This window comes from Colwellia piezophila ATCC BAA-637 (genome assembly GCF_000378625.1).
Lineage (GTDB): Bacteria > Pseudomonadota > Gammaproteobacteria > Enterobacterales > Alteromonadaceae > Colwellia > Colwellia piezophila.
Window position 1 is genome coordinate 85985 of record NZ_KB905168.1, and the last position, 23747, is coordinate 109731.

Consider the following 23747-nt stretch of genomic DNA (forward strand, 5'->3'; position numbering starts at 1 on the left):
TTTTAGATTGAACAAGACTTCGGATAGATAAAAATGAATACACCACCTATCAGCATTGAAGCGTTACTGGTACTTGACGCCATAGACTATCGGGGCAGTTATGCCGCAGCAGCAGAGCAATTAAATAAAGTGCCCTCGGCACTTTCTTATATAGTGCAAAAACTGGAAGAGCAGCTCAATGTGACACTATTTGTGCGACAAGGCAGGCGCGCAGTACTCACACCAGCAGGTAAACATTTATTGGTAGAAGGACGTAAAGTCTTACATGCTATCAATGCACTGTCAGAGCAAACTCAAACCATTGCTAATGGCTGGGAGCCTAAAATACGTATTGCTTGCGATTCAATTATCGACATTAATCCGGTCTTTAACGGCATACAAGACTTTTTAGCTGAGCATGAAAACATTGAAATTGATGTCCAAGAAGAAGTCATGAATGGCACTTGGGAAGCGCTAATTGACGATAGAGTGGATTTAGTCATCGGCGCACCTGCACCTGTGCCTAATCAAAAAGGGATACGTGCGATAAAAATAGGCCAATTAGAAAGTGTCTTAGTAGTAGGTAAATCACACTCTCTAGCAAGTGAGTCATCAACTACCTTGTCGAGTAAACCAATGCAACCAAACGAGCTAACGCAGTATCGAAGCATCGTTGTGCATGACTCTTCCTTACATGAAATTCCCTGGTCGGTTAATGTCATTGAAGGTAGTCAGCACTTTTTTGTTAGCTCTATTACTCAAAAAATCACTGCTATTCTTGCCGGCATCGGCATTGGTCATTTACCTAAATGGTTGGCCCAACAATATATAAAGACCGGCGAACTGATTGTTATCGAACTAGCAGAACAGCCTGCCCCGCAAAATCTCTATATGGCATGGAAAATAGCGAATAAAGGTAAGGGTTTGAATAAGCTAAAAGATATCTTAGCGAATATATCAAGCTAGTATTAAGCGTTAGTGGAAATTAGAGAGCCACTACATAACCAAAACTAATAAAGCTGGCCACTACCGCCAAAATTGGAATTTTCATAGTACGTAGAGCAAAAAACCCGACAATCACCGCAGCCATATCAACAGGGCTTATAATCGCAGAGGTAAATACCGGTTGATATAAAGCCGACATAAGTAAACCCACTACCGCGGCATTAATGCCCCACACAGCACCGGCAACTTTAGGCTTCTCTGCTAACGATTCCCACGCACCATGAAAACCTAACACCAGTAAAAATCCCGGCAGGAAGATCGCGACAGTGGCAATTAATGCTCCAGTTAAGGGTTCATTCACCAGTAAATCAGCACCTAAAAATGCAGATAATGAAAACATAGGCCCAGGTACTGCTTGCGCTGCAGCATAACCTAATAAGAAACGCTCGGTATCAATAGCCTCACCTAACGCTTGTTGTAGCATAGGCAATACCACGTGACCGCCACCAAAAACTAAACTACCTGACTGATAAAAATCAGCAAATATAGTCAGCCATATTGGTGATTGCGTTAATAACGGTAGTCCCGCAAATAACGCCGCAAAGATAATCAGAGGTAAAGTGTTTACTTTACCTTTTGCTTGCCTAGATAATGTTTCCGCGGGTGTTGTTTCAGTTGGCTTTTTCAAAAGCATACCGACAATCGCCGCAGCGATAAGTACCGACATTTGTATAAATAAACTGGGTAAAGTTAATAATAGCGCCGCAGTCAGCACACAAATAATGACGGTATTACGCTCCTTACAAAACGCTTTGTACATCGTTAATGTCGCGTCAGCCACAACCACCACAGCTAATAATTTTAAACCATGTGTTACATTGACTAACCATGGGGCATCTTGTGCCTGATTCGTGGTCGCGAGTAGGTATAGCAAGAGCATAGAAGGCGATGTGAAAGCTATAAAGGCGGTAAAAGCCCCTGATAACACCTGCATGTCGTAAGCCAATGGCAAAACCGATTTGACTTGAGCCAGGCCCCGGTAAAAACTGACTTAAAGAAATGAGTCGCGCATAACTTTCGCTATCTATCCATTGTAATTTTTGCACAAAGGTTCTTTCGAAATACCCTATATGTGCAGCCGGGCCACCAAAACTGATCCACCCTAAGGTAAAAAACTGCCAAAAGACCTGCCAAATTTTCATCATTGCTGTACCTAACTGTTATGTCATATCAATTAATCGTCATCAGCAGCTATTATATTTCAGTTTTATTACCGTTAAATGATAAAAATGCACCAACTCAATAGGAGCAGGTGCATTTTCAATACAAATAATGACTCTTGTGCTTCAGAACAAGGCTAGCTATGTTCGATGAGGCAACTTATACCAATCAATATAAGAAAGTGTTCACTTAGCGAGAATTTAAAGGCTTAGAGGCAAGGCATTGATTGCAGGTAAGGGTTATTCAGGAGAATAAGCTCCTGCATTCTCTATTAAGCTACATCCATGCAGCGTCCTTATCAAAATCAATAACGCAGTATATAAGCCTTTAAAACTCGCCCTTTGGGAACTCATGGAGCACCATGATAACTTCACAAAACATGCTTGATGTAGAATAACTATAACTACGCATATTTTGATTGTTCTAATGTCGCCCATGTAGTTCTAAGTGATCACTTCTTTATGCTGAATGGTATTAACGATAAAATGCTTCAACTTTACCTTTAACGGTCATCATAAGTGGTTGGCCACGACGGTCCAACGCTTTTTTCGAAGGAACTTTCACCCAACCTTCACTGATGCAATATTCTTCAACATCAAAACGTTCTTTGTCGTTGATACGAATACCAATGTCATGCTCGAAGATTTCTTCCACATGATGTGGGCTACGAGGATTGCCCGAAAGGCGATCTGGTAAAGCGGGTTTTGAGGTAGCATCGTTCATGTTAGTGACCTGTAGTAAATATAAAGTGCGCTATTGTAGGCAATATAGGCATCGCCCTCAAGAGCTGCGGTAATAAATTTTATACCTGTTTCATTAAGTTTGTGCTCTTGGTGTGCGCAGGTAAAATAAATCAAGGCAAGGCATTCGATTGACCAATAGCAGGCTATTGGGATTGAGAGCAACGTCGCCTTGGAGAATTTTAACCCGCACAAGTGAGCAATAATTTAATAAACTTGGTATTAGTCTCCTGTGCCACGATAAGCGTAAAAGGCTTAGTTTTCTAAATACATAAATGCGACTGAAAATAGTACCGATGAGCTCTTATCGTTAAAGCATTTATCAACGCTATAAAATAGCGGCACTGATCATTTGAAATCACCTCGCATTTAAAATTGAATTATTGGACTAGAATTATAATCATAGCCTTTTCAAAATATTTAAAATCAGAGGGTTTTCTCTATGAGTACTTTAAAGCACAACAGCAAAATTCTACTTGCCACCTTATTAACTGCAACCTTTATTCTATCTGGTTGTGATTCGTTAGACGATGATAATAATAACCCAGAGGTCGCTACTTTTAGCTTAGGTATAAGTGATGCCCCTGTAGATGATATTAGTCAGCTTAATATTTGCTTTAGTGCAATAGAATTAAAGCCAACAGGTGAAGGTGAAGTTATAATTTTCATGGTGGGAGATGATGTTGAAGCCATTAATGCCAATAGTATTTGTCCTGATTCTGCAAATACTGCGGGCATTAATTTACTCGATTTTGTTGGTGATGATGCGGAGTTATTCATCAATAACGCTGAAATAGCACTTGGAAGTTATAAGCTAAGAATTATCATGAGCGAAGGCTCTTTTGCCTACCCCTTAGAAGGCCCGCAAACAGAAGAGACTAAAATCCCAGTAGACGTACCTTCTAATGAGCTTAAACTTGTTAATACCTTAACCTTTGCTCAGGGTGGTCAAGCCGCTTATACATTAGAATTTGACCTACAAAAATCAATGGTGAATGCACCAGGTCAAGAGGGATATAAATTAAAACCTACAGGCGTCAGATTAGTTAATAATACCGAGGTAGGTACACTAACAGGCACAGTCGCCGAAGTTTATTTAAGTGATGCTAGTTGTGCCATCGGCCAATCTGATGGGACTACCGCAGGTAGCGTATATTTATATGAGGAAGGTATAACAGAATTTGGTGATATAGGAAGTCAGTCTGAACCTTATGCTACCGGAAAAGTCATTTCCAATGGCGCAGGAACATACTCTTATGAAATAGGATTTATTTTGGCTGGGAATTATACCGTAGGGGTAACCTGTTCAGAAGACGATTCAGATATGGTTGATGAAGGATTTACTATCATCTCGACTCAAACAACCATTATCACGGCAGAAACCTCAATGGAATTAAATTTTTAGCTAGAATTTAATGTAGTGGTTGCACTATCAAGGGTCCCTTGAGGTGCAAGCGTTCCCAAAAGAATAAGCGCTCTGGAGTAAGATAGAAATAACCACTACAACACCATTTAACGATCATTAGAATTCATAAGCATAACGGCAACTAAGATCACACTATAGTCTTGTAAAGATTTGAAATATTGATGACTAACTATATAAAGAAAAAGATATTTCCCTCAACTCATAATTGAGAATAATCAAGTCTTGGGTATTAATCCAATGTCGTATAAATAACAGTTTGTCTGATAAAGTATTTTATGAGACAATGCCGTATAAACCAATAATTGTCCGATAAAAACTCTTATGCGACAAACTTATGCTAAAAAATAAGACTGAAAAAGAACTCGTGTTAAATTACATAAGTTCGGCCAACAAAGCTGTAACCATCAGTGATATTAAAACTGCTACAGATTTCCAAGTTGATAACCGTACAGTACTACGGTGGCTGAATAGTGCGGCTAAGCAGGGTTTAGTTGTAATTACAGGCGAGCGAAAGGCTCGTAAATACGTAAGCGTACCTGTGAAGAGTAAACCGACCTTTAAATTTTTAGAAGGCTTACCTAGCTCAAAACAACAAGAGTTACTGAGCATGTTGCGTACTCTATGGACACACAACTCAACAGCACTTGAAGGTAACACACTAAACTTAGGTGAAACGCAGTTTATATTAAATGAAGGATTAACCGTATCGGGTAAGCCTTTAAAAGATCATAAAGAAGTCATGGGGCACGCGACAGCTATAGACTTACTTTACGATATGGTCAGTAGTGAGCTGACGTTAAGTAAAATCAAACTACTACATAAAGCCGTTCAGACTGACATTATATTCGATATAGATAAACCTTATGGCGATTTCAAAGTCGTACCTAATGGAACCTATTTAATACTTGATGATTTACTTGAAGGTAAGTCAAGTGTATACCATGCCTACTCACGACCATTTGATGTGCCAAAACTTATCGTTGGTTTAGTCGAGTACATTGAGTCATGTAAACCCCATAGTATTAACGAAGCGATCACTATGTATGCAACTGCTCATTTAATCTTTGGTCAGATACACCCATTTTGGGATGGAAATGGACGTATTGCACGTTTAATAGCTAACCTTATTTTACTGAGAGCGGGCTTCGCTCCTCTTGTTATACCAGCCACACGTAGGCTGGATTATATAACCATTCTTTCTAAATACAGTGCTAAATATGAAGCACCTAGTGTTGGAAAGCCGCTATATCACGTTGGAAATGAGCTTAAAGCTTTCATTAATTTTTCCAAAGAATGCTATCAAGATACGATAAATCTTATTGATAATATCAAGTAAGATAAACTAAAGCTGACATGTTTGTCCTATTCTAGCGAGAAAAAAATAAGGCAATCATTCATACTTACCGCTCGAGCAGTTAGTTCTCCGTAGGATGAGCTTTCGTTAAAAAGTTAGCCATAAACGTATCCTATTCGCACAAAGTGTTCATAGTTTCCATGGCGGTATGTGCCCCTTAGTGAGATAGAAACTATAAATTAGTGACCAAAATAATTTAGTCACTAAAGAGCAAATGTTTATACACAACCTCAAATATTAAATTGAAAATTTTTTCATTTGTCAAAGAACAGAAAAGCGACCACTCAAAAGAGTAAGTCGCTTTAATTCATGCAGAAGTGGTTCCAACTTTATTTAGAACCCACATCACCGTTACATTGGGAACAGATTATTCGACCGTCACTGATTTAGCTAAGTTACGTGGTTGATCAACATCGGTACCTTTGATGATTGCTACATAATAGGAAAGTAGCTGCATTGGTAAGGTGTAAACAATTGGCGCAATGATGTCATCACACACCGGCACATTAATCACTTTCATGGTGTCATCACTAGCAAAATTAGCATCACTATCGGCAAAGACATACATCAAACCGCCACGAGCACGCACTTCTTCGACGTTTGATTTAAGTTTTTCTATTAAATCATTTTTCGGCGCGACCACGATGACTGGCATTTCAGCATCAATCAGCGCTAATGGACCATGTTTAAGTTCACCGGCAGCGTAGGCTTCAGCATGAATATATGAAATTTCTTTCAGCTTCAAGGCACCTTCCATTGCGATAGGGTATTGATCACCTCGGCCTAAAAATAACGCATGGTTTTTATCAGCAAAATCTTCCGCTAAGTCTTCAATTGAAGAGGCAAGCGCTAATACTTCATCAAGTTTTGCCGGTAGTGACATTAAAGATTGGCAAATTTCGGCTTGTTTCTCTTTCGTCATACCATGATGTTGGCCTACGGCTACGGTCAGCATTAACAAACCAACAAGCTGAGTAGTGAAAGCCTTGGTTGATGCTACGCCAATTTCAGCGCCAGCTTTAGTCATAAAGGCTAAATCAGATTCACGTACTAACGATGAACCCGGTACATTACAAATAACTAAGCTTGATTTGTAGCCAATTTCTTTGGCTAAACGTAATGCGGCTAAGGTATCTGCAGTTTCACCTGATTGTGAAATAGTCACTAATAATGAATTTTTTGGTACAAAAGATTTGCGGTATCTAAACTCACTGGCAATCTCAATATTACAAGAAACCCCTGCTAATTCTTCCAGCCAGTACCTTGCCACCATGCCTGAATGGTAGCTAGTACCACAGGCAATAATTTGTATATGTTGTACATTTTTAAATATCTCGTCCGCACCTTCGCCAAAAGTATTGATATCTAAGGCACCGCCAACGACTCTACCTTCTAAGGCATTACGAATAGCGGTAGGTTGTTCGTAAGTTTCTTTTAACATGTAGTGACGGTATTCACCTTTGTCACCACTATCGTGGGAAACGCTAACCTCTTTCGCTGCACGTATTACTGGCTTGCCATCAATATCAAAAATTTTCACGTCAAAGCGACTAATTTGAGCCACGTCACCTTCTTCAAGATAAGAAAATTTACGCGTTACTGGTAATAATGCCATGATATCTGAGGCAATAAAGTTTTCACCTAAACCATAACCTATCACTAAGGGACTACCAGAACGGGCAACAATAAGGTTGTCTTTATCACGGCTATCCATAACAACTGTGCCGTAAGCACCTTCAAGTTGTTTAACGGTTTTTTGTACAGCCGCAAGTAAACTATCACTGCTTTGTAGTTCATGGTGAACCAAGTGCGTGATCACTTCAGTGTCGGTTTGCGATAGAAATTCGTAACCTAAACCTTGCAAGCGAGTGCGTAGTTCTTGATGGTTTTCGATAATGCCATTATGTACGACCGCGATAGTGCCACTTGAAATATGTGGGTGAGCATTCACTTCGCTTGGCACACCATGTGTAGCCCAGCGAGTATGTGCTATACCGGTACCACCGGCTAAAGGATTTTGAGTTAATGCTTGGTCAAGTTCTTGTACTTTACCTACACGTTTGGTACTTAATAATTCGTTACTGTTGTTGATGATCGCCACACCGGCTGAGTCATAACCGCGATATTCTAATCGCTTTAAACCTTCTACTAAAATATCTGATACATCTCGTTGGGCTACTGCGCCGACTATGCCACACATATAATTATTCCTTGTTTATTTTCTATTTGATTGTTTGAGCTGGGCTAACTTGTATCCTTTGGATAAGCTTAACCGGTAGCGATAATTAATTTTACGCCTTGCTCAGTAAGGGCTGTTCGCATTTCATCTGAGAGACCATCATCGGTAATCACGGTATGAATTTGCTGCCAGTTGAGTTCTAAATTTGGGATTTTCTTGGTTATTTTCGCTGATTCGACCATAACAATGACTTCACGCGCCACTTCTGCCATGACTCGACTTAAACCAATTAATTCGTTAAAGGTAGTGGTACCGCGCTTAATATCGATACCATCAGCACCAATAAATAGTTGGTCAAAATCGTATGATCGTAAAACTTGTTCAGCAACTTGTCCTTGAAATGCTTCAGAGATAGCATCCCAAGTACCACCGGTCATCAATAATGTTGGTTCATTTTCTAGCGCATGAATTTCGTTAGCAATGCTCAAGGCATTGGTCATAACGACTAAGCCTTTTTTATTGGCTAATTCACTCACTAGCGCTGAGGTGGTTTGGCCGCTATCAATAATAATGCGGTTATGATCACGAATAAGCGTTGCGGCTTTTTTGGCAATCAATAGTTTTTGATGCGACAGTTGGTTAGGCTTAACTTCAGTGATTTCACTGGGTAAAGCCACAGCGCCACCATAGCGTCTTAGCAATAAGCCACTGTTTTCTAGGGCGGCAAGATCTTTACGAATAGTCACTTCAGAAGTATCAAACTGCTTGGCTAAACTGTCGACACTAACTTCACCTTGTGCGTTTAAGTCAGTGATAATATTGTGACGACGTTGTTGAGTGTTTCGTTTAGACATTGTTGTTCTACTTCTATGATGGATTTGTTTCGAATAGTTTCGAAGTTCACTAGCTAGTTTCGCTAAGCAGAGTATTATCTTTCATATCGAAAGATAATGCAATTTTTTGTTAAGCTCTCCGGTTAAGGCTATTGTACAAATTTAGCTACAAAAAAAGCGCTATAAAAATAGCGCTTTAACATATATAAATAGTTAACTTACTGTTTAACTGCTTTTTACCGGACGTTGCCAGCCAGAAACATTGCGTTGCTTAGCGCGGCCAATGGCTAAGTCACTGGCTTCGACAGTTTTAGTGATCACTGAGCCTGCTCCTATGGTCGCTGAGTTGCCAATAGTGACTGGTGCCACCAAAGAGCTATTTGAACCGATAAAAGCATTGTCACCAATGGTGGTCGTTGATTTATTCACGCCATCGTAATTACAGGTAATAGTGCCAGCACCAATATTTACCTTAGTACCAATTTCAGCGTTACCAAGATAACTTAAGTGACCGGCTTTACTACCTGCACCTAAAGTAGTTTTCTTCATTTCGACAAAATTACCAACATGTGAGTTTTCTTTCATCACTGAACCTGGACGAATACGGGCGAAAGGGCCAACAGAGCAAAACGCTTCAATGACCGCATCTTCAATAATGCTGTTTGGTTTAATTTCAACGTTATCGGCAATGCTGCTGTTAGTGATAATACAGTTAGCGCCAATAAGTACGTTATCACCTAAAGTGACTTCGCCTTCGAAAATACAGTTAATATCGATACTGACTTCAGTGCCTGTAGTTAACTTGCCACGCACATCAATGCGGGCAGGGTCGCGTAAACTTGCGCCTGCAAGCATCAACGCTTCAGCAATACGAGCTTGATAAGCACGCTCTAAAGTCGCTAGTTGCACGCGGTTATTGGCGCCTTCCACTTCAATTTCAGTTTCTGGGTGAGCGGTAGCAATGGTTTTTCCTTCACCATGAGCGCTAGCAATAATATCGGTTAGGTAGTATTCACCTTGCGCATTATCGCTCGATAAATTACTTAACCAACGCTTTAAATCACCACCGTTAGCTAATAAAATTCCGGTATTGGCTTCATTAATTTTTAACTGCTCGGCACTGGCATCTTTTTGTTCGATAATGCCCACTACTTGTTGCTCGCCGGCAATTTCTTCACGGATAATACGGCCATAACCCATAGGGTTAGCTAAATGTACCGTTAATAGCGCCATGCCATTCTCAGGTTTCGCTGCCAGCAAACTTGCTAAGGTAGATACTTTTGTTAACGGCACATCACCGTAAAGTACTAAGACATCTTCATCATCGCTTAGAAAAGGCGAGGCTTGATCAACCGCATGACCGGTTCCTAATTGTTCTACTTGCTCAACGAATGTTAAATCATCACCAGTAATGTGCTGTTTTAATACTTCACCGCCAAAGCCATAAACTACATAAATATTGCTAGCGCCAAGTTGGCGAGCACTGTCGATTACATGAGCAACCATTGGCTTGTCGGCGATACTATGAAGTACTTTGGGTAAAGAAGAGCGCATGCGAGTACCTTTACCCGCAGCAAGAATAACAACAGAAAGTGACATGATAAATCCATTCATTGAGCATTTTTAAGAGCGCGTATTGTAACCAAGTTACCCTATGCTTTACTAGTGCGCTTATTTAGTAAAACATGAATAAATCACAGTAATCGATTTACAATTTGTTTTCTTCGGCTTAAATAGAAAAAATAATAACCACCGAGGGCACAGAGGCGCTGTGCACTGCACCGAGTAAGAGAGTGTAGGTTAGACAGCGACTACCGCTATGTCATGTTGTCGAATTAAACTGGCTAACTCAGGTTTACATGAACCACACTTAGTACCACATTGTAGTTTTTCACCCAGCTGTTCAACGCTGCCACAACCTTGCGCTATAGCTTGGTTAATTGTTTTTTCACCAACACCAAAACAACTACATACTTGTTTGCCCTGATTGAACTCTTCACTGGCAATACCCAGTAATAACGATTGTATGGTAGCAAATTCTAGCTTTTCTTCACTGAAAACGTGTTCAAGCCAGCTCATTTCAAGCTCAGGCCATGCTTTAGAAAAATAGGCTAAGGCGACTAACTTCCCCGATTGCAAACAGACAATATAGGACTGATCGCCTTGATTAAATTGCAACCATTCTCCCGATAACTTAGTGACTTGCTGACACCATAACAAGGCATCTGCAACCGGCTCTTCAAAGGCTGTTTGATACGCACTGCCATAAGCGGCTTTATTTTTTAACCAAAAGTCTGCCGAGATTTCAACTTTATTTACATCACTTATGCTAGCGAAAGTATGTAAACTCAAATATTGCTGATAACTTTTTTTAGTTAACGACACCGCGCCCTGCTTACACTCAGCTTGCCCTGAAATTGGGTCAACCACACCTTGATATAAAGCACTAACATTGGCATGAGAAGCAAAACTTTTATTCCAATGTATTGGCATAAAACATTCACCAACACGCTGTTTATCATCAAGCTTAACATGAGTGATCGCTTGGCCTGTACTCGCAGTAATGCTTAACATGTCACCATCAACAACTGCTATTTTTTTCGCATCTTCGGGGTGTAGATAAAGATAAGGTTTGTCGGTATGCGCAGACAATTTACTGGTTTTTCCGGTACGAGTCATCGTATGCCATTGATCGCGCATTCGACCACTATTGAGCACAAAAGGAAATTCTGCTGACGTATGTTGTTTCGGCAACTGAGGTGTAACCGCGAAAAACTGTGCCTTAGTGCTAGCCGTATTAAATTTACCATCGGCATAAACCCGATCACAACCTTGCGGGTATTGCTCGTTAACCGGCCATTGAATCGGCGCTAGTTCATGATACTCTTTTGCTGATAACTGACTTAAGCCGCTCAAATCAAGTAAACGTTGACCATTATTTTCAAAACTGGTTAATTGAGCATGCTCTTTAAACACATCGCTGACGTCATTAAAATCAAAACCAGAAAAACCCATGGCTTGGGCAACATCGCGGATAATTTTCCAATCGTGTTTGGCTTGTCCTGCTGGCATAACCGCATTACGTTGACGAGAGATGCGACGTTCAGAGTTAGTCACTGTGCCATTTTTTTCCAACCAAGGCGTAGCAGGTAATTTTACATCAGCAAACGCCAAGGTATCATTTTCTTCTACACAATCTGATACCACTACTAGTTCACATTTTTTCAGCGCTGCAGCAACTTTGTCACGATCAGGCAAACTCACCATAGGATTGGTGGCCATTATCCATACCGCTTTAATTTCACCTGAAGCTATTTTATCAAACATTTCCACGGCTTTGGCGCCTTGCTTAGTTGCCATGGTGGGTGATTGCCAAAAACGTTGCACTGTATCTTGATGTTGCGGGTTATCGATATCCATATGGGCCGCTAGTTGATTGGCTAAACCACCAACTTCTCTACCGCCCATAGCATTAGGTTGCCCAGTAATTGAAAAAGGACCACAGCCTGCTTTGCCGATTTTACCACTAGCAAGATGACAATTAATAATGCTTTGGCATTTATCTACGCCAGAAGAAGACTGATTTATGCCCATAGAGTAGAAAGTTACCGCTTTGTTACTTTCGCAAAATAGTTGATATACCGCTGCCAGCTCTGACTCGCTCACTTGACAAAATTCAGCGACTTTCGTTAACGACCAAGAGCAAGCTTGCGTAAGTGTCTCTGTAAAACCTTCGGTATTATGAGCGATATAATCCGTGTCTAAACCGCCATTTTCACTTAAATAATTCAATAAACCGTTAAAAAATGCAGCATCGGTACCTGGCTTTAATTGAATGAAATTATCAGCTAGTTCACAAGTCGCCGTTTTTCTTGGGTCAATTACTACAACTTTCATTGCAGGATTAATTTTTTTAGCGCGCTCAATACGTTGATACAGCACTGGATGTGTCCAGGCGGCGTTCGAGCCTGTTAGTAATAATAAGTCAGTTTGCTCTAGATCTTGGTAAGTACAAGGCACTACGTCCTCACCAAAAGCACGTTTATAAGCTGAAACTGCCGATGACATGCATAATCGAGAGTTAGTATCGATATTGCCTGAGCCGATATAACCCTTCATCAACTTATTGGCAATATAATAGTCTTCTGTCAATAACTGCCCAGAAACATAAAATGCCACGGCATCTTTACCATGCTTTTCAATAATATCGTTAAACTTCTGCGCCACGTAATCGGTAGCTTGCGACCAACTAACTTGCTTGCCAGCTATTTCTGGCACCAACAAGCGATTAGTTAAATCTATGGTATTGAGTAAGTTACTGCCTTTAACGCACAACTTGCCATAGTTTGCAGGATGATCAGCTGAGCCAGTTAATGACGTGGCTTTGCCATTTGTGACGCCAATATCAACGCCACAGCCAACACCACAATAAGCACAAGTGCTTTGAATAAGTGATGGCTCACTCATTGCCGTCAAAGGTGAATTCAACGGTGAAGCAAGCGCTGATGTAGGTACTAATGGGCTCATACTGAACTCCTAAACAATGTATTTATGCTACGGATTAAAAACAACAACAAGTTAATAAAAAACCTGTACTTGCTCATTTTCAATGCGAATCGGGTAAACCGAAATACTTTGCTCTTCTTGTAAACACTTACCTGTTTTTAATGAAAAATGTTGTTTGTATAACGGCGAAGCAACCACAGGTTCATCAGCAATACAGCCAACAATGCCACGATAAAGCACGTTGGCTTTACCAATAGGGTCATAATTGCCGACTGCATATATTTTTTCTTCGCTGTTTGGCAGGTGAAAAATAGCAATTTGTTCTTCGATACCTGCTTCATTTAGCAGTAAAGCGCTGATACCAGAATCTTTTACTAAGTCACTTGAGTCACAAATTGTGCGCCATGTTTTTTCTTTATTCGTTACTTTGGTTGAAAGTGTCATTTTGTTTTGCTCCTCTTAAGCTTCTTCAGCTACTACATCTTTTTCTGTAGCATCAATGATGGTTACGGCAATTTTCTCTTCACCACGTGCTGGACGAATTTGATCTCGTTCGGTCACAAACTGGATATTGCTATCACCTTTGTCTGAGTTAACAAAAGGTTTAAAGCGTTTCAATGCTTCTGGATCTTCTAAGGTCGTTTTCCATTCACATTGATAACTACCAACAATTGCCGCCATTTGCTCTTCTAGCACATCAGTAATACCTAGACTGTCTTTCATGATAACGTCTTGTAAGTAAGCTAAACCGCCCTCTAAGTTATCCATCCAAACTGAAGTACGTTGCAACCTATCACCCGTTTGTACGTAGAACATTAAAATGCGATCAACATATTTTACTAAGGTTTCATCATCTAAATCGGTGGCAAATAAATCACCGTGACGTGGTTTCATGCCACCGTTACCGCCGACAAAAAGGTTCCAACCATTTTCGGTGGCAATAATGCCTATGTCTTTACCTTGTGCTTCAGCACATTCACGGGTACAACCTGAAACACCAAATTTAATCTTATGTGGTGCACGTAACCCTTTGTATCTGTTTTCTAAATCGATGGCCATAGTCATGCTATCTTGCACGCCGTAACGACACCAAGTAGAACCAACACATGATTTAACGGTACGTAATGATTTACCGTAGGCGTGTCCGGTTTCAAAACCGGCATCAACTAACTCTTTCCAAATGGGTGGTAACTGTTCAACACGCGCGCCGAATAAATCAACACGGGCGCCACCAGTAATTTTGGTATATAAATTATATTTCTTGGCAACTTGCCCTAAAACGATAAGTTTATCTGGGGTAATTTCACCGCCAGCAATACGTGGTACTACGGAATAGGTACCATCTTTTTGCATGTTGCCTAGGTAGGTATCATTGGTATCTTGTAATGATAAATGTGGTTTTTTAAGAATGTAGTCATTCCACACTGACGCCAGCACTGAAGCTGCTACCGGTTTGCAAATCTCACAACCTAAACCACGACCGTGCGAGCTAAGGAGTTCATCAAAGGTTTTGATTTTTTCAACACTGACAATGTCAAACAGCTCTTTACGTGAATACGCAAAATGCTCACAAATGTCTTTTTTAACTTCAACACCGCGTTTTTCAAATTCGTTATCGGCAACACTTTTAACTAAGGCGGCACAACCACCACAACCTGAACCAGCTTTAGTGCCGCTTTTCACTTGACCAACATCAACGGCGCCACAATCAATCGCGGCAATAATGTCGCCTTTAGTAACGTTATGACATGAACAAATAGTGGCAGTATCAGGTAAGGCATCAACACCTAAGGTCGGCTTATCCGCCGCCATTGGCAAAATAAGACCTTCAGGTGATTCAGGTAATTCAATGGCATTAAGCATATATTGCAATAATGTATCGTATTCACTGGTATCACCAATAAGCACAGCACCAAGCAAGGCTTTTTTATCGCTCGATACCACGATTTTCTTATAGACGCCTTCAGGTTGGTTTTCATAGGTGTAGGTTAGTGATCCTTCCGTTTTAGCGTGCGCATCACCAATAGAGCCAACTTCCACGCCCATAAGCTTTAATTTAGTGCTCATATCAGCACCGGTAAATTCAGCTGGCTCGCCATTAGCATCAGTTACGCCACCAATGTGTTTTGCTGCTACTTTTGCCATGGCATAACCAGGTGCAACTAAACCAAAAATAAAGTTATTCCATAAGGCACACTCACCAATGGCATAGATATCAGCATCTGAGGTTTGACATTGATTGTTGACCACAATACCGCCACGCTCACCTATAGCTAAATCGAACTCACGGGCAAGGTTGTCATAAGGACGAATGCCCGCTGAGAATAAAATGAGATCGGTTTCTAATTCACTACCATCATTAAAACAAAGTTTATAACGACTGCTATCACCTTTTTCAATGACGTTAGTGGCTTTGGATGTGTGCACTTTCACGCCCAAATCTTCAATTTTACTTTTTAATAAACGACCACCGCCGCCATCAATTTGCACACCCATTAACTGCGGAGCAAATTCAACAACATGGGTTTGTAAGCCTAATTGCTTGATTGCGTTTGCCGCTTCAAGACCTAATAAACCACCACCAATTACCACACCAATTTTACTCACTTTAGCGCTGTTAGCGATGTCTTCTAAATCGTCAATGGTACGGTACACTAGGCAGTGATCTTGATCTTTACCTGGAATTGGCGGCACAAAGGGATAAGAGCCGGTCGCTAAAATCAACTTGTCGTAGTGATATGTTGCACCGCTTTCGGTACTAACAAATTTAGCGACTTTATCAATATTGGTAACTTTGGCATTGGTTTTAAAAGTAACACCAAGTTCTTCATAATGCTCTGGCGTAGTCATCGCCAAATCTTCGGCAGTTTTACCGCCAAAGTATTCTGATAAGTGCACCCGATCGTAAGCTAAGCGTGATTCGGCCGAGAGTACTGTTATTTCATAATCTGAATTTTTAGCCATTTCTTCAACAAAGTGATGGCCAACCATGCCATTACCAACCACAACAATTTTAGCTTTGCTCAACAGCTGTTTATCTGAATTCATAAGGACAATCCTACTCATAGTACGAGAATAGAATGAAACGCCTTGCTTGAGACTTAATACCAATAGGACTAATTAATCCGTTTGGTATAAGTTAAGACTCTACTTTCCAGCAAGGTTTCATTCAACATGACATGTATAGAGCAAGCTAAGTGCCAAGATAATAACTATATAAAAAACAATGCATTAGAGTATCCATCACTCGGAATGGATATTCTTTTGCACTAAGCTGATGATTAACAGGCACTGACAAGGTGCAAGTAATCATCATGAAGGGCTTGGGGTAATGCCGGGATATCGTATGGTTAGCTTTCGGCTTAGTCGCTATTTGGTTTAGTAGCGATGAGGTTTAGCCAACGAAACCATGGCTGCGAGCCAATTACAGTTCAGCCTCGTTAATGTGGGTATCTCAAGAGCATGTTTTTCCGCTATCACTCCCTTAATAGCGGCGTTTTAATCAAGCCGTTGTGACGGGGACAGCCTTTTCCTCGTTAGACAGACTAATGTCCTTTGCTCGCTTAAAATTTTCGATAAATTGGCTGGCTGTCATAGGTCTACCGGTATAATAACCCTGAACAAAATCACATTTTTCGCCCTGGAGATATTGCAGTTGTGCCTCGGTTTCTACGCCTTCGGCCAGTACATCTAACCCTAACGAGTGGCTCATCTGAATAATCGCTCTGGTAATGGATTTACTATCATCGTCATTCTCAAGATCAGAAATGAAACTACGATCTATTTTCACCTTTTGAATGGGAAAACGCTTTAGATAGCTGAGTGAGGAATAACCGGTACCAAAATCATCCATCGCCAACTGAAATCCGGCATTGTGCAAACCTTGCATTGTCTTTATCGCTTGATCGACATTATCCATCACCGCGCCCTCGGTAATTTCCAGTTCGATGAAGTCGGCGCTAACTCCGTGCCGCTCTAAAATCAGTAGCATATGTTGGATAAAATCTTTACGCCTGAATTGTACCGGTGAGATATTAATTGCGACCTTAATTGCACAAATCCCGGCATTTAAAAAAGCTTTTACTTCACGACAGGCCTGCTCCAACACCCAATCGCCTAATTCATTAATCAGTCCGCTATGCTCAGCAACAGCAATAAATTGATCTGGAGGAATTAAGCCCTTATCAGGGTGATGCCAACGTATCAATGCCTCAGCGCCTACCAGTGTTTTATGGTCAATAGTAAAAAGCGGTTGGTAATAAAGTTCAAAGTGATCACGATTCAAAGACTCAGTAAGATCAGTCAAAATTTCTTTGTTTTTCTGTAACTTAGCATTCATTTCACTAGTAAAGAAACAGGTGGTATTACGACCTTCATCCTTCGCCTGATACATGGCGATATCGGCATTGCGAAGTAATCCCTCACTGTTAATAGCGTCGTCAGGGTACATAGTTACCCCGATGCTACTGCCCATATTAATAGTGTTGCCATCAACTTCTATCGGCGTTTTCAATGATTCATTAAGCCGTTGAGCAAAGCTCACAGCGTTTTCAATGGTGTCGACCTTATTAATAATGAAAGCGAACTCATCACCACCTAACCTTGCTACTGTATCCATTTCTCGCCCGGTATCAGAGAGCCTTAGTGCCACTTCTTTAAGTAATTCATCACCGACTTCATGGCCCATAGTGTCATTGATTATCTTGAAGTTATCTAGATCCATAAAGAATACGGCAAATTTATGCTTATTTCGCTTAGACTGGCCTATCGCTTGCTGCAGTCTATCTTGAAATAATAAACGATTAGGCAAACCCGTCAGCGGATCATGCAGTGCCAGATGTTTTAATTTCAGCTCTGCCTGCTTACGTTCATTTATTTGTAACTTTAAATCACGGTTATTACGGTCTAACGCCATTTTTGATTGGTTAAAATGATAAGCCAACAGGCCAAATTCATCTTGTCTATGGTCATCGAGTAACTCGGTGCGAGCCTGTTCGCCCTCTGGCACAGGTGGCTGAAGTTGGTTGACCATCTGATAAATAGGTACAATTAAGGTGCGTCGACAATAAATAAAGCCGAAGAAAGCCGCGATAAGCATAATTGCGATAAGTAAGAGTAGGATCAAGTTTGCCACCTTACTCGCACTGTCTATCGCCACTTGTTGCGGGGTAACCACAATAATCTTCCACAAGGTTTTTGGTATGATAAATACCGATACATTCACCGGTTCACCGAGTAAAAAGTCCTGCTTGCTGATAACCGCAACTGTGCGAGAGTATAGGTCAGTATCTTGGTCTCGTAGAATTAACATATTGGCGACCATTAACTGTGCATCTACAATCGATATTTGCGTACTCTGTTCGGCAATACGTCCTGCTAGCTCTAAATTTTCTTTTGACAGTGCCTGAATAAATGATTTATTTAGCTCGGTTAAGATGTTGGCAACCGGTTGAAAGGTCTGCTGCTTTGCTGCTAATTGATTTACCGTAATATACTCTTGGGTTAAATTATTATTAGTTCGATTATTGACCTTAGTTAACTGGTCATCGGGAAAAGATAAAAACTTATTATTACGATCAACAGCATAAGCGTAGCCACCAAGTTTGGCGCTACCCTGGCGTAATATACTTTTGAGTTGTTGTAGACTGACATCAACAGTGGCGTTGCCGGAAAACTTTTGCTGTTCAAACATTGCTACAGTACAAGTGACCATCGGCGCCAATGTATATTGGTCCATATAGGACTTAGACCAAAGGCACTCGCCTTGCTTACTATAACGACCAAGCACATACCACTCTTCATGATGGTAACCGCTACCTTCCACTTCATTATATTGGTCGAAGTACTGCAAATTACCGTCACTATCTCGGCCCCAAAAGAAGCTACGTCGCTCTAAACCAGCAGTGAACTGTTCGGGCTCAGGCCAGACACCACCACCAGCAATAAAATCTTGGTTTTCTTGTACATTGAGGATTTGAGGAATAACTTTGTAAAATAACTGCGGATCTTTAGGTAATATTTCCCCTGCGGCAGCCAGACTTCGAGTTAAATTTTCAGCGATACTAATGCGTAGTGAGATCTCAGAAACTATATTTGAGCCAGTCTCGTCGATTAATTCTTTGTTTTTACTGATCAGGTAATCTTTAGCAACGAGGTCTACTACCATATAAGTAGCCGCGATCATCACTAAAAATAGCATGGTTAAGCCAAAAGAGAACTTAAATAAAATGGTATTTTTGGATCTTACCTTCGGTCGAATCAAAGACATCCTTTCTCCTTGGAAATGGATATATTAATCATAAAAACGAATTTCTTTAGTCAACTTTGATTTTTTATTGTAGAAGAATGGGTTAAATATCTTTATTTATCATGTATAAATATCAATGTATAAAGATAATTCCCTGATTATCACCTTTTATGCCCAACTAAACGATAAAACCAATAAGTATTATCGTTTAGCTTTACCCATCTGCCACAGAATATCAATAGGTTGTAATGCTGTGTAATATCCCAGGCGATATTACCTTAACAGCCCCTACGCGCTACAAAATGAGTACGGCTAGCCATAAAGGCCTTCCGCAGTGCCTAATTTCATTGGCAGGAAACCACTCACTGACTAGTCGAATACCGATAACAAAACCCGCACCAGTAAAAACGTGCTAATGCTGCCTGTTCGAAATCTTTAGCTAAAGCAAACATAAAACAAGGAATACTACAGACCGCTAGTAGCACAGCAAAGGTAAGGTAAGTCTTGGGCCGTACTTATCGGTTAACATGCCAATGATAATACCAGCGGGTATGGTCAAAGCGACATTTAATATCAATAACGTTTTTTATTTCACTACTGCTCAGCCCTAGGCTAGCAGCAATAACATCATGAGCAGTTCACTTAGTGAACTTAAAATCCAATTTATCATACTCTTTTCGTGGCCCTGCCTCTGAGAAGCGAGACAAAGTAGCGACAATATTATTCAGCTGCACACTCTATAAATTTAGCCGCGCTATGGTGCACTTCTAAATTTTCTGGCTGCACTTTGGTGCAGACACCATGAACCTAACGGCTAACACCAATCAATAACCTTAAATAACAAAGACTTATTCTTTGGCTTGGTTTTTGCTCTATTTCTTATTATTAATAACTTTCACATTAACTAAATCAGGTTTTTCATGAGTGAGCAGTCTTTAAAACATAACTTTTTATCATTCCAGGGCAGATCCAGAATTTTGCATAGCACTTGGTTAGCCTTTTTCATTACCTTTCTTGTTTGGTTTAGCCATGCACCACTGATGTCGACTATAAAATCGAGCATGGGTTTAACCGATATTGAAGCCAAAATATTGCTAATTTTGAACGTTGCCTTAACTATACCTGCACGTATTGTTACGGGAATGTTGGTGGATAAATACGGTCCACGTAATTCTTATACGGCAATGCTAGTGGCTACCGCGGTATTATGTTTTTTCTTTGCTTCTGCGCAAAGTTTTGAAACATTAGCCTTAGCTAAATTTTTAATGGGCTTTGTTGGTGCCGGTTTTGTTATTGGCATTCGTATGATCAGTGAATGGTATCCCGCAAAACAATTAGGATTAGCTGAAGGTATTTATAAGGGCATGGGCAATGTCGGCTCAGCGGTAGGCGCTGGTAGCTTAGTATATATTGCTAGCTTATTTGGTGGTGAGGATGGCTGGCGTTATGCTATTGCCTCAACAGGTGTATTAGCACTGCTTTATTCTGCATTTTACTACTATGCGGTAACAGATACACCGGTAGGTTCAACCTATTTTAGACCGAATAAGTCCGGTGGTCTTGAACTAACCAGTAAAGGAGATTTTATTTTCTGTTTATTGTTTAATATACCTATGGTGGCAGCATTAGCCATTTTAACGTGGCGAGTAACCGATGCAGGCGTAGTTGCGGGTACAGGTGCCGAAGTCATTGTTGGCGCCGGTTTACTCAGTGACTTTGCTGCTTATGTTATTTATGGCTTGTTGTTAGCGCTTATCTCTTATCAATCATGGAAATTATTCCAAGTAAATAAAGACATGTTGCAATCTCCGCCTATGGATGAAATTTTCCAGTATAAATTCAAGCAGGTAGCCATTTTGAGTATTGGTTATGCCGTGACCTTTGGTGCCGAATTATCAGTTATTTCTATGTTGGCACAATACTTTGAAAGCCAGTTCTTAGTTGCGGCCGCTGCCGCTGGTGTATTTGGCGCTTGTTTCGCGGCGGTAGATGTCATTTCTTGTCCGTCTGGCGGCATGGTTAGTGATAAGTTTGGTCGTAAACTACCCTTAATATTATTATTAAGTGGTGCATCAATAGGCTTTGGTGTGATGTCATTAATTACACCCGAGTGGCCGCTTGCTGCAGTGGTTGCCACTATGATGATTTGCTCATTCTTCTTAGGCTCGGCTGCTGGTTGTGTCTTTGCGGTAGTGCCGTTAGTTAAACGTAAATTAACCGGCCAGATTGCCGGTACCGTAGGTGCCTATGGTAACGTAGGTGCAGTGGCATTTTTACTGGTATTTTCCTTTGTTTCACCCTCTGTATTTTTTGCCACTATTGGTGCAGGTGTTGCCTTTGCTACTTGTTGTTCATTATTTTTAGATGAGCCTAAAAAGACCATGGCCGAAGTGATGCCCGATGGCACAGTGCAGATGATAGATGTTCATTAAAAACATCACAGATTGGCATAATACCAATGTCATTAAGTTTGTGATCTTGTTGTGCATAGGAAAAATAAACCAGGGCAAGGCGCTCGATTGAGCAATAGCTGGCTATTGAAATTGGTATAACACAGGTAATAACATGGCAGAACATTTGACCAGTGAATTAAACTTTACTGTGGCACAACGTTCAGTGGCAGGTAAAAAGGCCCAGAACGAAGATGCCATTGGTATACGACTGCCTAAAGGCGCGACATTAATCAATAAAGGTGCTGTTGCTGTTATTGCCGATGGTGTTAGCGCTGCAGAGGCAGGTAAAGAAGCCAGTGAAACCTGTGTCCGAAATTTCTTATATGACTATTATTCCACCCCAGATAGCTGGAGTGTCAAAAAATCAACCTCACAAGTATTAACGGCTCTTAATCGCTGGTTATATGGTCAAGGCCAACAATATAATGATGCTCAAAAGGGTTATATCAGTACTTTTAGCGCCATTATATTTAAATCACAAACCGCGCATATCTTTCATGTGGGTGATTCACGTATCTATCGTTTACGTCAAGGTGAATTAGAACAACTTACCCGCGATCACTGCACTTTTGTCAACGCGAAACAAACCTACCTAGCAAGAGCAATGGGTTTGGATGTAAAACTTGATGTTGACTGTCGAAGTATAGAAGTTGAACAAGGCGACATTTACTTTTTAAGTACTGACGGCATCCATGATTTTATTAAACGTAAAGAATTATCAGCATTATTAAATGAGCTAAAACCTGAAAACGGTGAGTCTTGTTTTGAACAAGCCTGTGAAAAAATCATTGAATCAGGTCTCGCCAACGGCAGCGGCGATAACTTAAGTTGCCAAATTTTACGCGTTGATACCCTGCCAGCTCAAACAATGAATGAAGTTGGCCGTAAATTATCTGAATTACCTTTCCCGCCTTTTTTAGAGGAAGGCATGATATTAGATGGTTACCGGATTGAAAAATGCTTACATGTTAATAATCGCAGTCAAGTTTATGTTGTCCGTGATGTTGATAGCAATGAGCGCTATTGTATGAAAACACCCTCGGTTAATTTTGACGACGACTTAGCTTATATAGAGCGCTTTATTATGGAAAGCTGGATGGGTAGTCGTATATCTAATCCCCATGTAGTTAAAGTCGTTGATAATAATAAAGATAAAAATTGGCTTTATTATTTAACTGAATATATCGAGGGTCGTACCCTCGAACAATGGATAAAAGAGAACCCAAAACCTGCCGTGCAAGATGTGACCTACATTCTGGTTCAAATCGGTAAGGGTTTGCGAGCAATGCATAGGCGCGAAATTTTGCATCAGGATATTAAACCAGGCAATATCATGATTGATAATAATGGAGAAGTAACCATTATTGATTTTGGCTCTTGTTACAGTAAAGGCATTGCTGAAATAGCCACACCACTTGATGAACCAGGTATATTGGGGACGGCTGGTTATTCAGCGCCCGAAGTTGTTATAACCGGTAAAAGTAGTGTGCAATCCGAAGTCTTTTCATTAGCCGTGCTTGCTTATGAAATGTTAACAGGAAAAGAACCCTTTTCAGGTAAACTCAATAAATGTAAAACGAGTAAAGACTACCTAAAAACCAAATATGTTCCCTGTTTTAATGAAAACCCTTTGGTACCTATATGGATAGATGGCGCAATAAAAAAAGGGCTTCGATTTAACGCCGAGCGTCGCCATGAAGATATATCAGAATTATTACACGAGTTGCAAACGCCTAACTCTAAATATACCACGACACACAACGTGGTATTTATGGATAAAAATCCGCTATTATTCTGGCAAATTATGTCGGCAAGTTGGTTTGTCGCTTTTATGGTATCAATAGCCTTTTAACTTAATCAAATT

General features: G+C 40.5%; 13 protein-coding genes and 2 pseudogenes. 5 read left to right on the top strand and 10 right to left on the bottom strand.

All coding sequences use genetic code 11. The annotated features are described in order from the left end of the window. Positions 1-33 precede the first annotated feature (33 nt). Complete coding sequence (locus tag F580_RS0115565; RefSeq protein ID WP_019028673.1) at positions 34-945, top strand: LysR substrate-binding domain-containing protein; 912 nt, start codon at positions 34-36, stop codon at positions 943-945. 19 nt (positions 946-964) lie between these two features. On the opposite strand, the pseudogene chrA reads toward F580_RS0115565, so the two are convergent. Together chrA and F580_RS0115575 are read right to left on the bottom strand one after the other, a co-directional pair. Then, positions 965-2129 (bottom strand): annotated as a pseudogene (gene chrA / locus F580_RS24680) (chromate efflux transporter). Positions 2130-2619: 490 nt separating this feature from the next. Further along, positions 2620-2868: a DUF3297 family protein gene (locus F580_RS0115575; protein WP_019028674.1), complete on the bottom strand. Its 249-nt coding sequence runs from the start codon at positions 2866-2868 to the stop codon at positions 2620-2622. Between the two features lie 459 nt (positions 2869-3327). Here F580_RS0115575 and F580_RS24685 point away from each other — a divergent pair, with 459 nt between their 5' ends. Both F580_RS24685 and F580_RS24690 read left to right on the top strand, forming a co-directional pair. Next, positions 3328-4290 (top strand): DUF4382 domain-containing protein, encoded by a 963-nt coding sequence (locus F580_RS24685; protein WP_019028675.1) that lies wholly within the window; start codon positions 3328-3330, stop codon positions 4288-4290. A gap of 355 nt (positions 4291-4645) precedes the next feature. Beyond that, positions 4646-5647, top strand: coding sequence for a Fic family protein (locus F580_RS24690; RefSeq protein WP_019028676.1), 1002 nt, complete (start codon positions 4646-4648; stop codon positions 5645-5647). 385 nt (positions 5648-6032) lie between these two features. Here F580_RS24690 and glmS read toward each other — a convergent pair whose 3' ends face one another. The 8 genes and pseudogenes from glmS to F580_RS26960 all read right to left on the bottom strand — a co-directional run. Further along, entirely contained in the window at positions 6033-7865 is a 1833-nt protein-coding gene (gene glmS, locus F580_RS0115590; RefSeq protein ID WP_019028677.1) for a glutamine--fructose-6-phosphate transaminase (isomerizing), read from the bottom strand. Positions 7866-7933: 68 nt separating this feature from the next. Further along, positions 7934-8698, bottom strand: a complete 765-nt coding sequence (locus F580_RS0115595; protein WP_019028678.1) for a DeoR/GlpR family DNA-binding transcription regulator — start codon at positions 8696-8698, stop codon at positions 7934-7936. Between the two features lie 204 nt (positions 8699-8902). After that, positions 8903-10276, bottom strand: a complete 1374-nt coding sequence (glmU, locus tag F580_RS0115600) for a bifunctional UDP-N-acetylglucosamine diphosphorylase/glucosamine-1-phosphate N-acetyltransferase GlmU (protein WP_019028679.1) — start codon at positions 10274-10276, stop codon at positions 8903-8905. 201 nt (positions 10277-10477) lie between these two features. Further along, complete coding sequence (locus F580_RS0115605) at positions 10478-13204, bottom strand: nitrate reductase (RefSeq protein WP_019028680.1); 2727 nt, start codon at positions 13202-13204, stop codon at positions 10478-10480. Positions 13205-13255: 51 nt separating this feature from the next. Then, the gene (nirD, locus tag F580_RS0115610) at positions 13256-13627 is read right to left on the bottom strand and encodes a nitrite reductase small subunit NirD (RefSeq protein ID WP_019028681.1); all 372 of its coding nucleotides are present in this window, start codon (positions 13625-13627) and stop codon (positions 13256-13258) included. 15 nt (positions 13628-13642) lie between these two features. After that, the gene (gene nirB / locus F580_RS0115615) at positions 13643-16231 is read right to left on the bottom strand and encodes a nitrite reductase large subunit NirB (RefSeq protein WP_019028682.1); all 2589 of its coding nucleotides are present in this window, start codon (positions 16229-16231) and stop codon (positions 13643-13645) included. A 454-nt stretch (positions 16232-16685) separates the two neighbouring features. After that, on the bottom strand, positions 16686-19451 hold the full coding sequence (locus tag F580_RS0115620; RefSeq protein ID WP_019028683.1) for a bifunctional diguanylate cyclase/phosphodiesterase: 2766 nt from the start codon (positions 19449-19451) through the stop codon (positions 16686-16688). 294 nt (positions 19452-19745) lie between these two features. After that, a pseudogene (locus tag F580_RS26960) lies at positions 19746-20053 on the bottom strand (MFS transporter); the annotation flags it as partial. Positions 20054-20350: 297 nt separating this feature from the next. Between F580_RS26960 and F580_RS0115625 the strand changes: the two are divergent. Both F580_RS0115625 and F580_RS0115630 read left to right on the top strand, forming a co-directional pair. Further along, positions 20351-21862 (top strand): MFS transporter, encoded by a 1512-nt coding sequence (locus F580_RS0115625; RefSeq protein ID WP_019028684.1) that lies wholly within the window; start codon positions 20351-20353, stop codon positions 21860-21862. A gap of 133 nt (positions 21863-21995) precedes the next feature. Next, positions 21996-23735, top strand: coding sequence for a bifunctional protein-serine/threonine kinase/phosphatase (locus F580_RS0115630; protein ID WP_019028685.1), 1740 nt, complete (start codon positions 21996-21998; stop codon positions 23733-23735). Positions 23736-23747 lie beyond the last annotated feature (12 nt).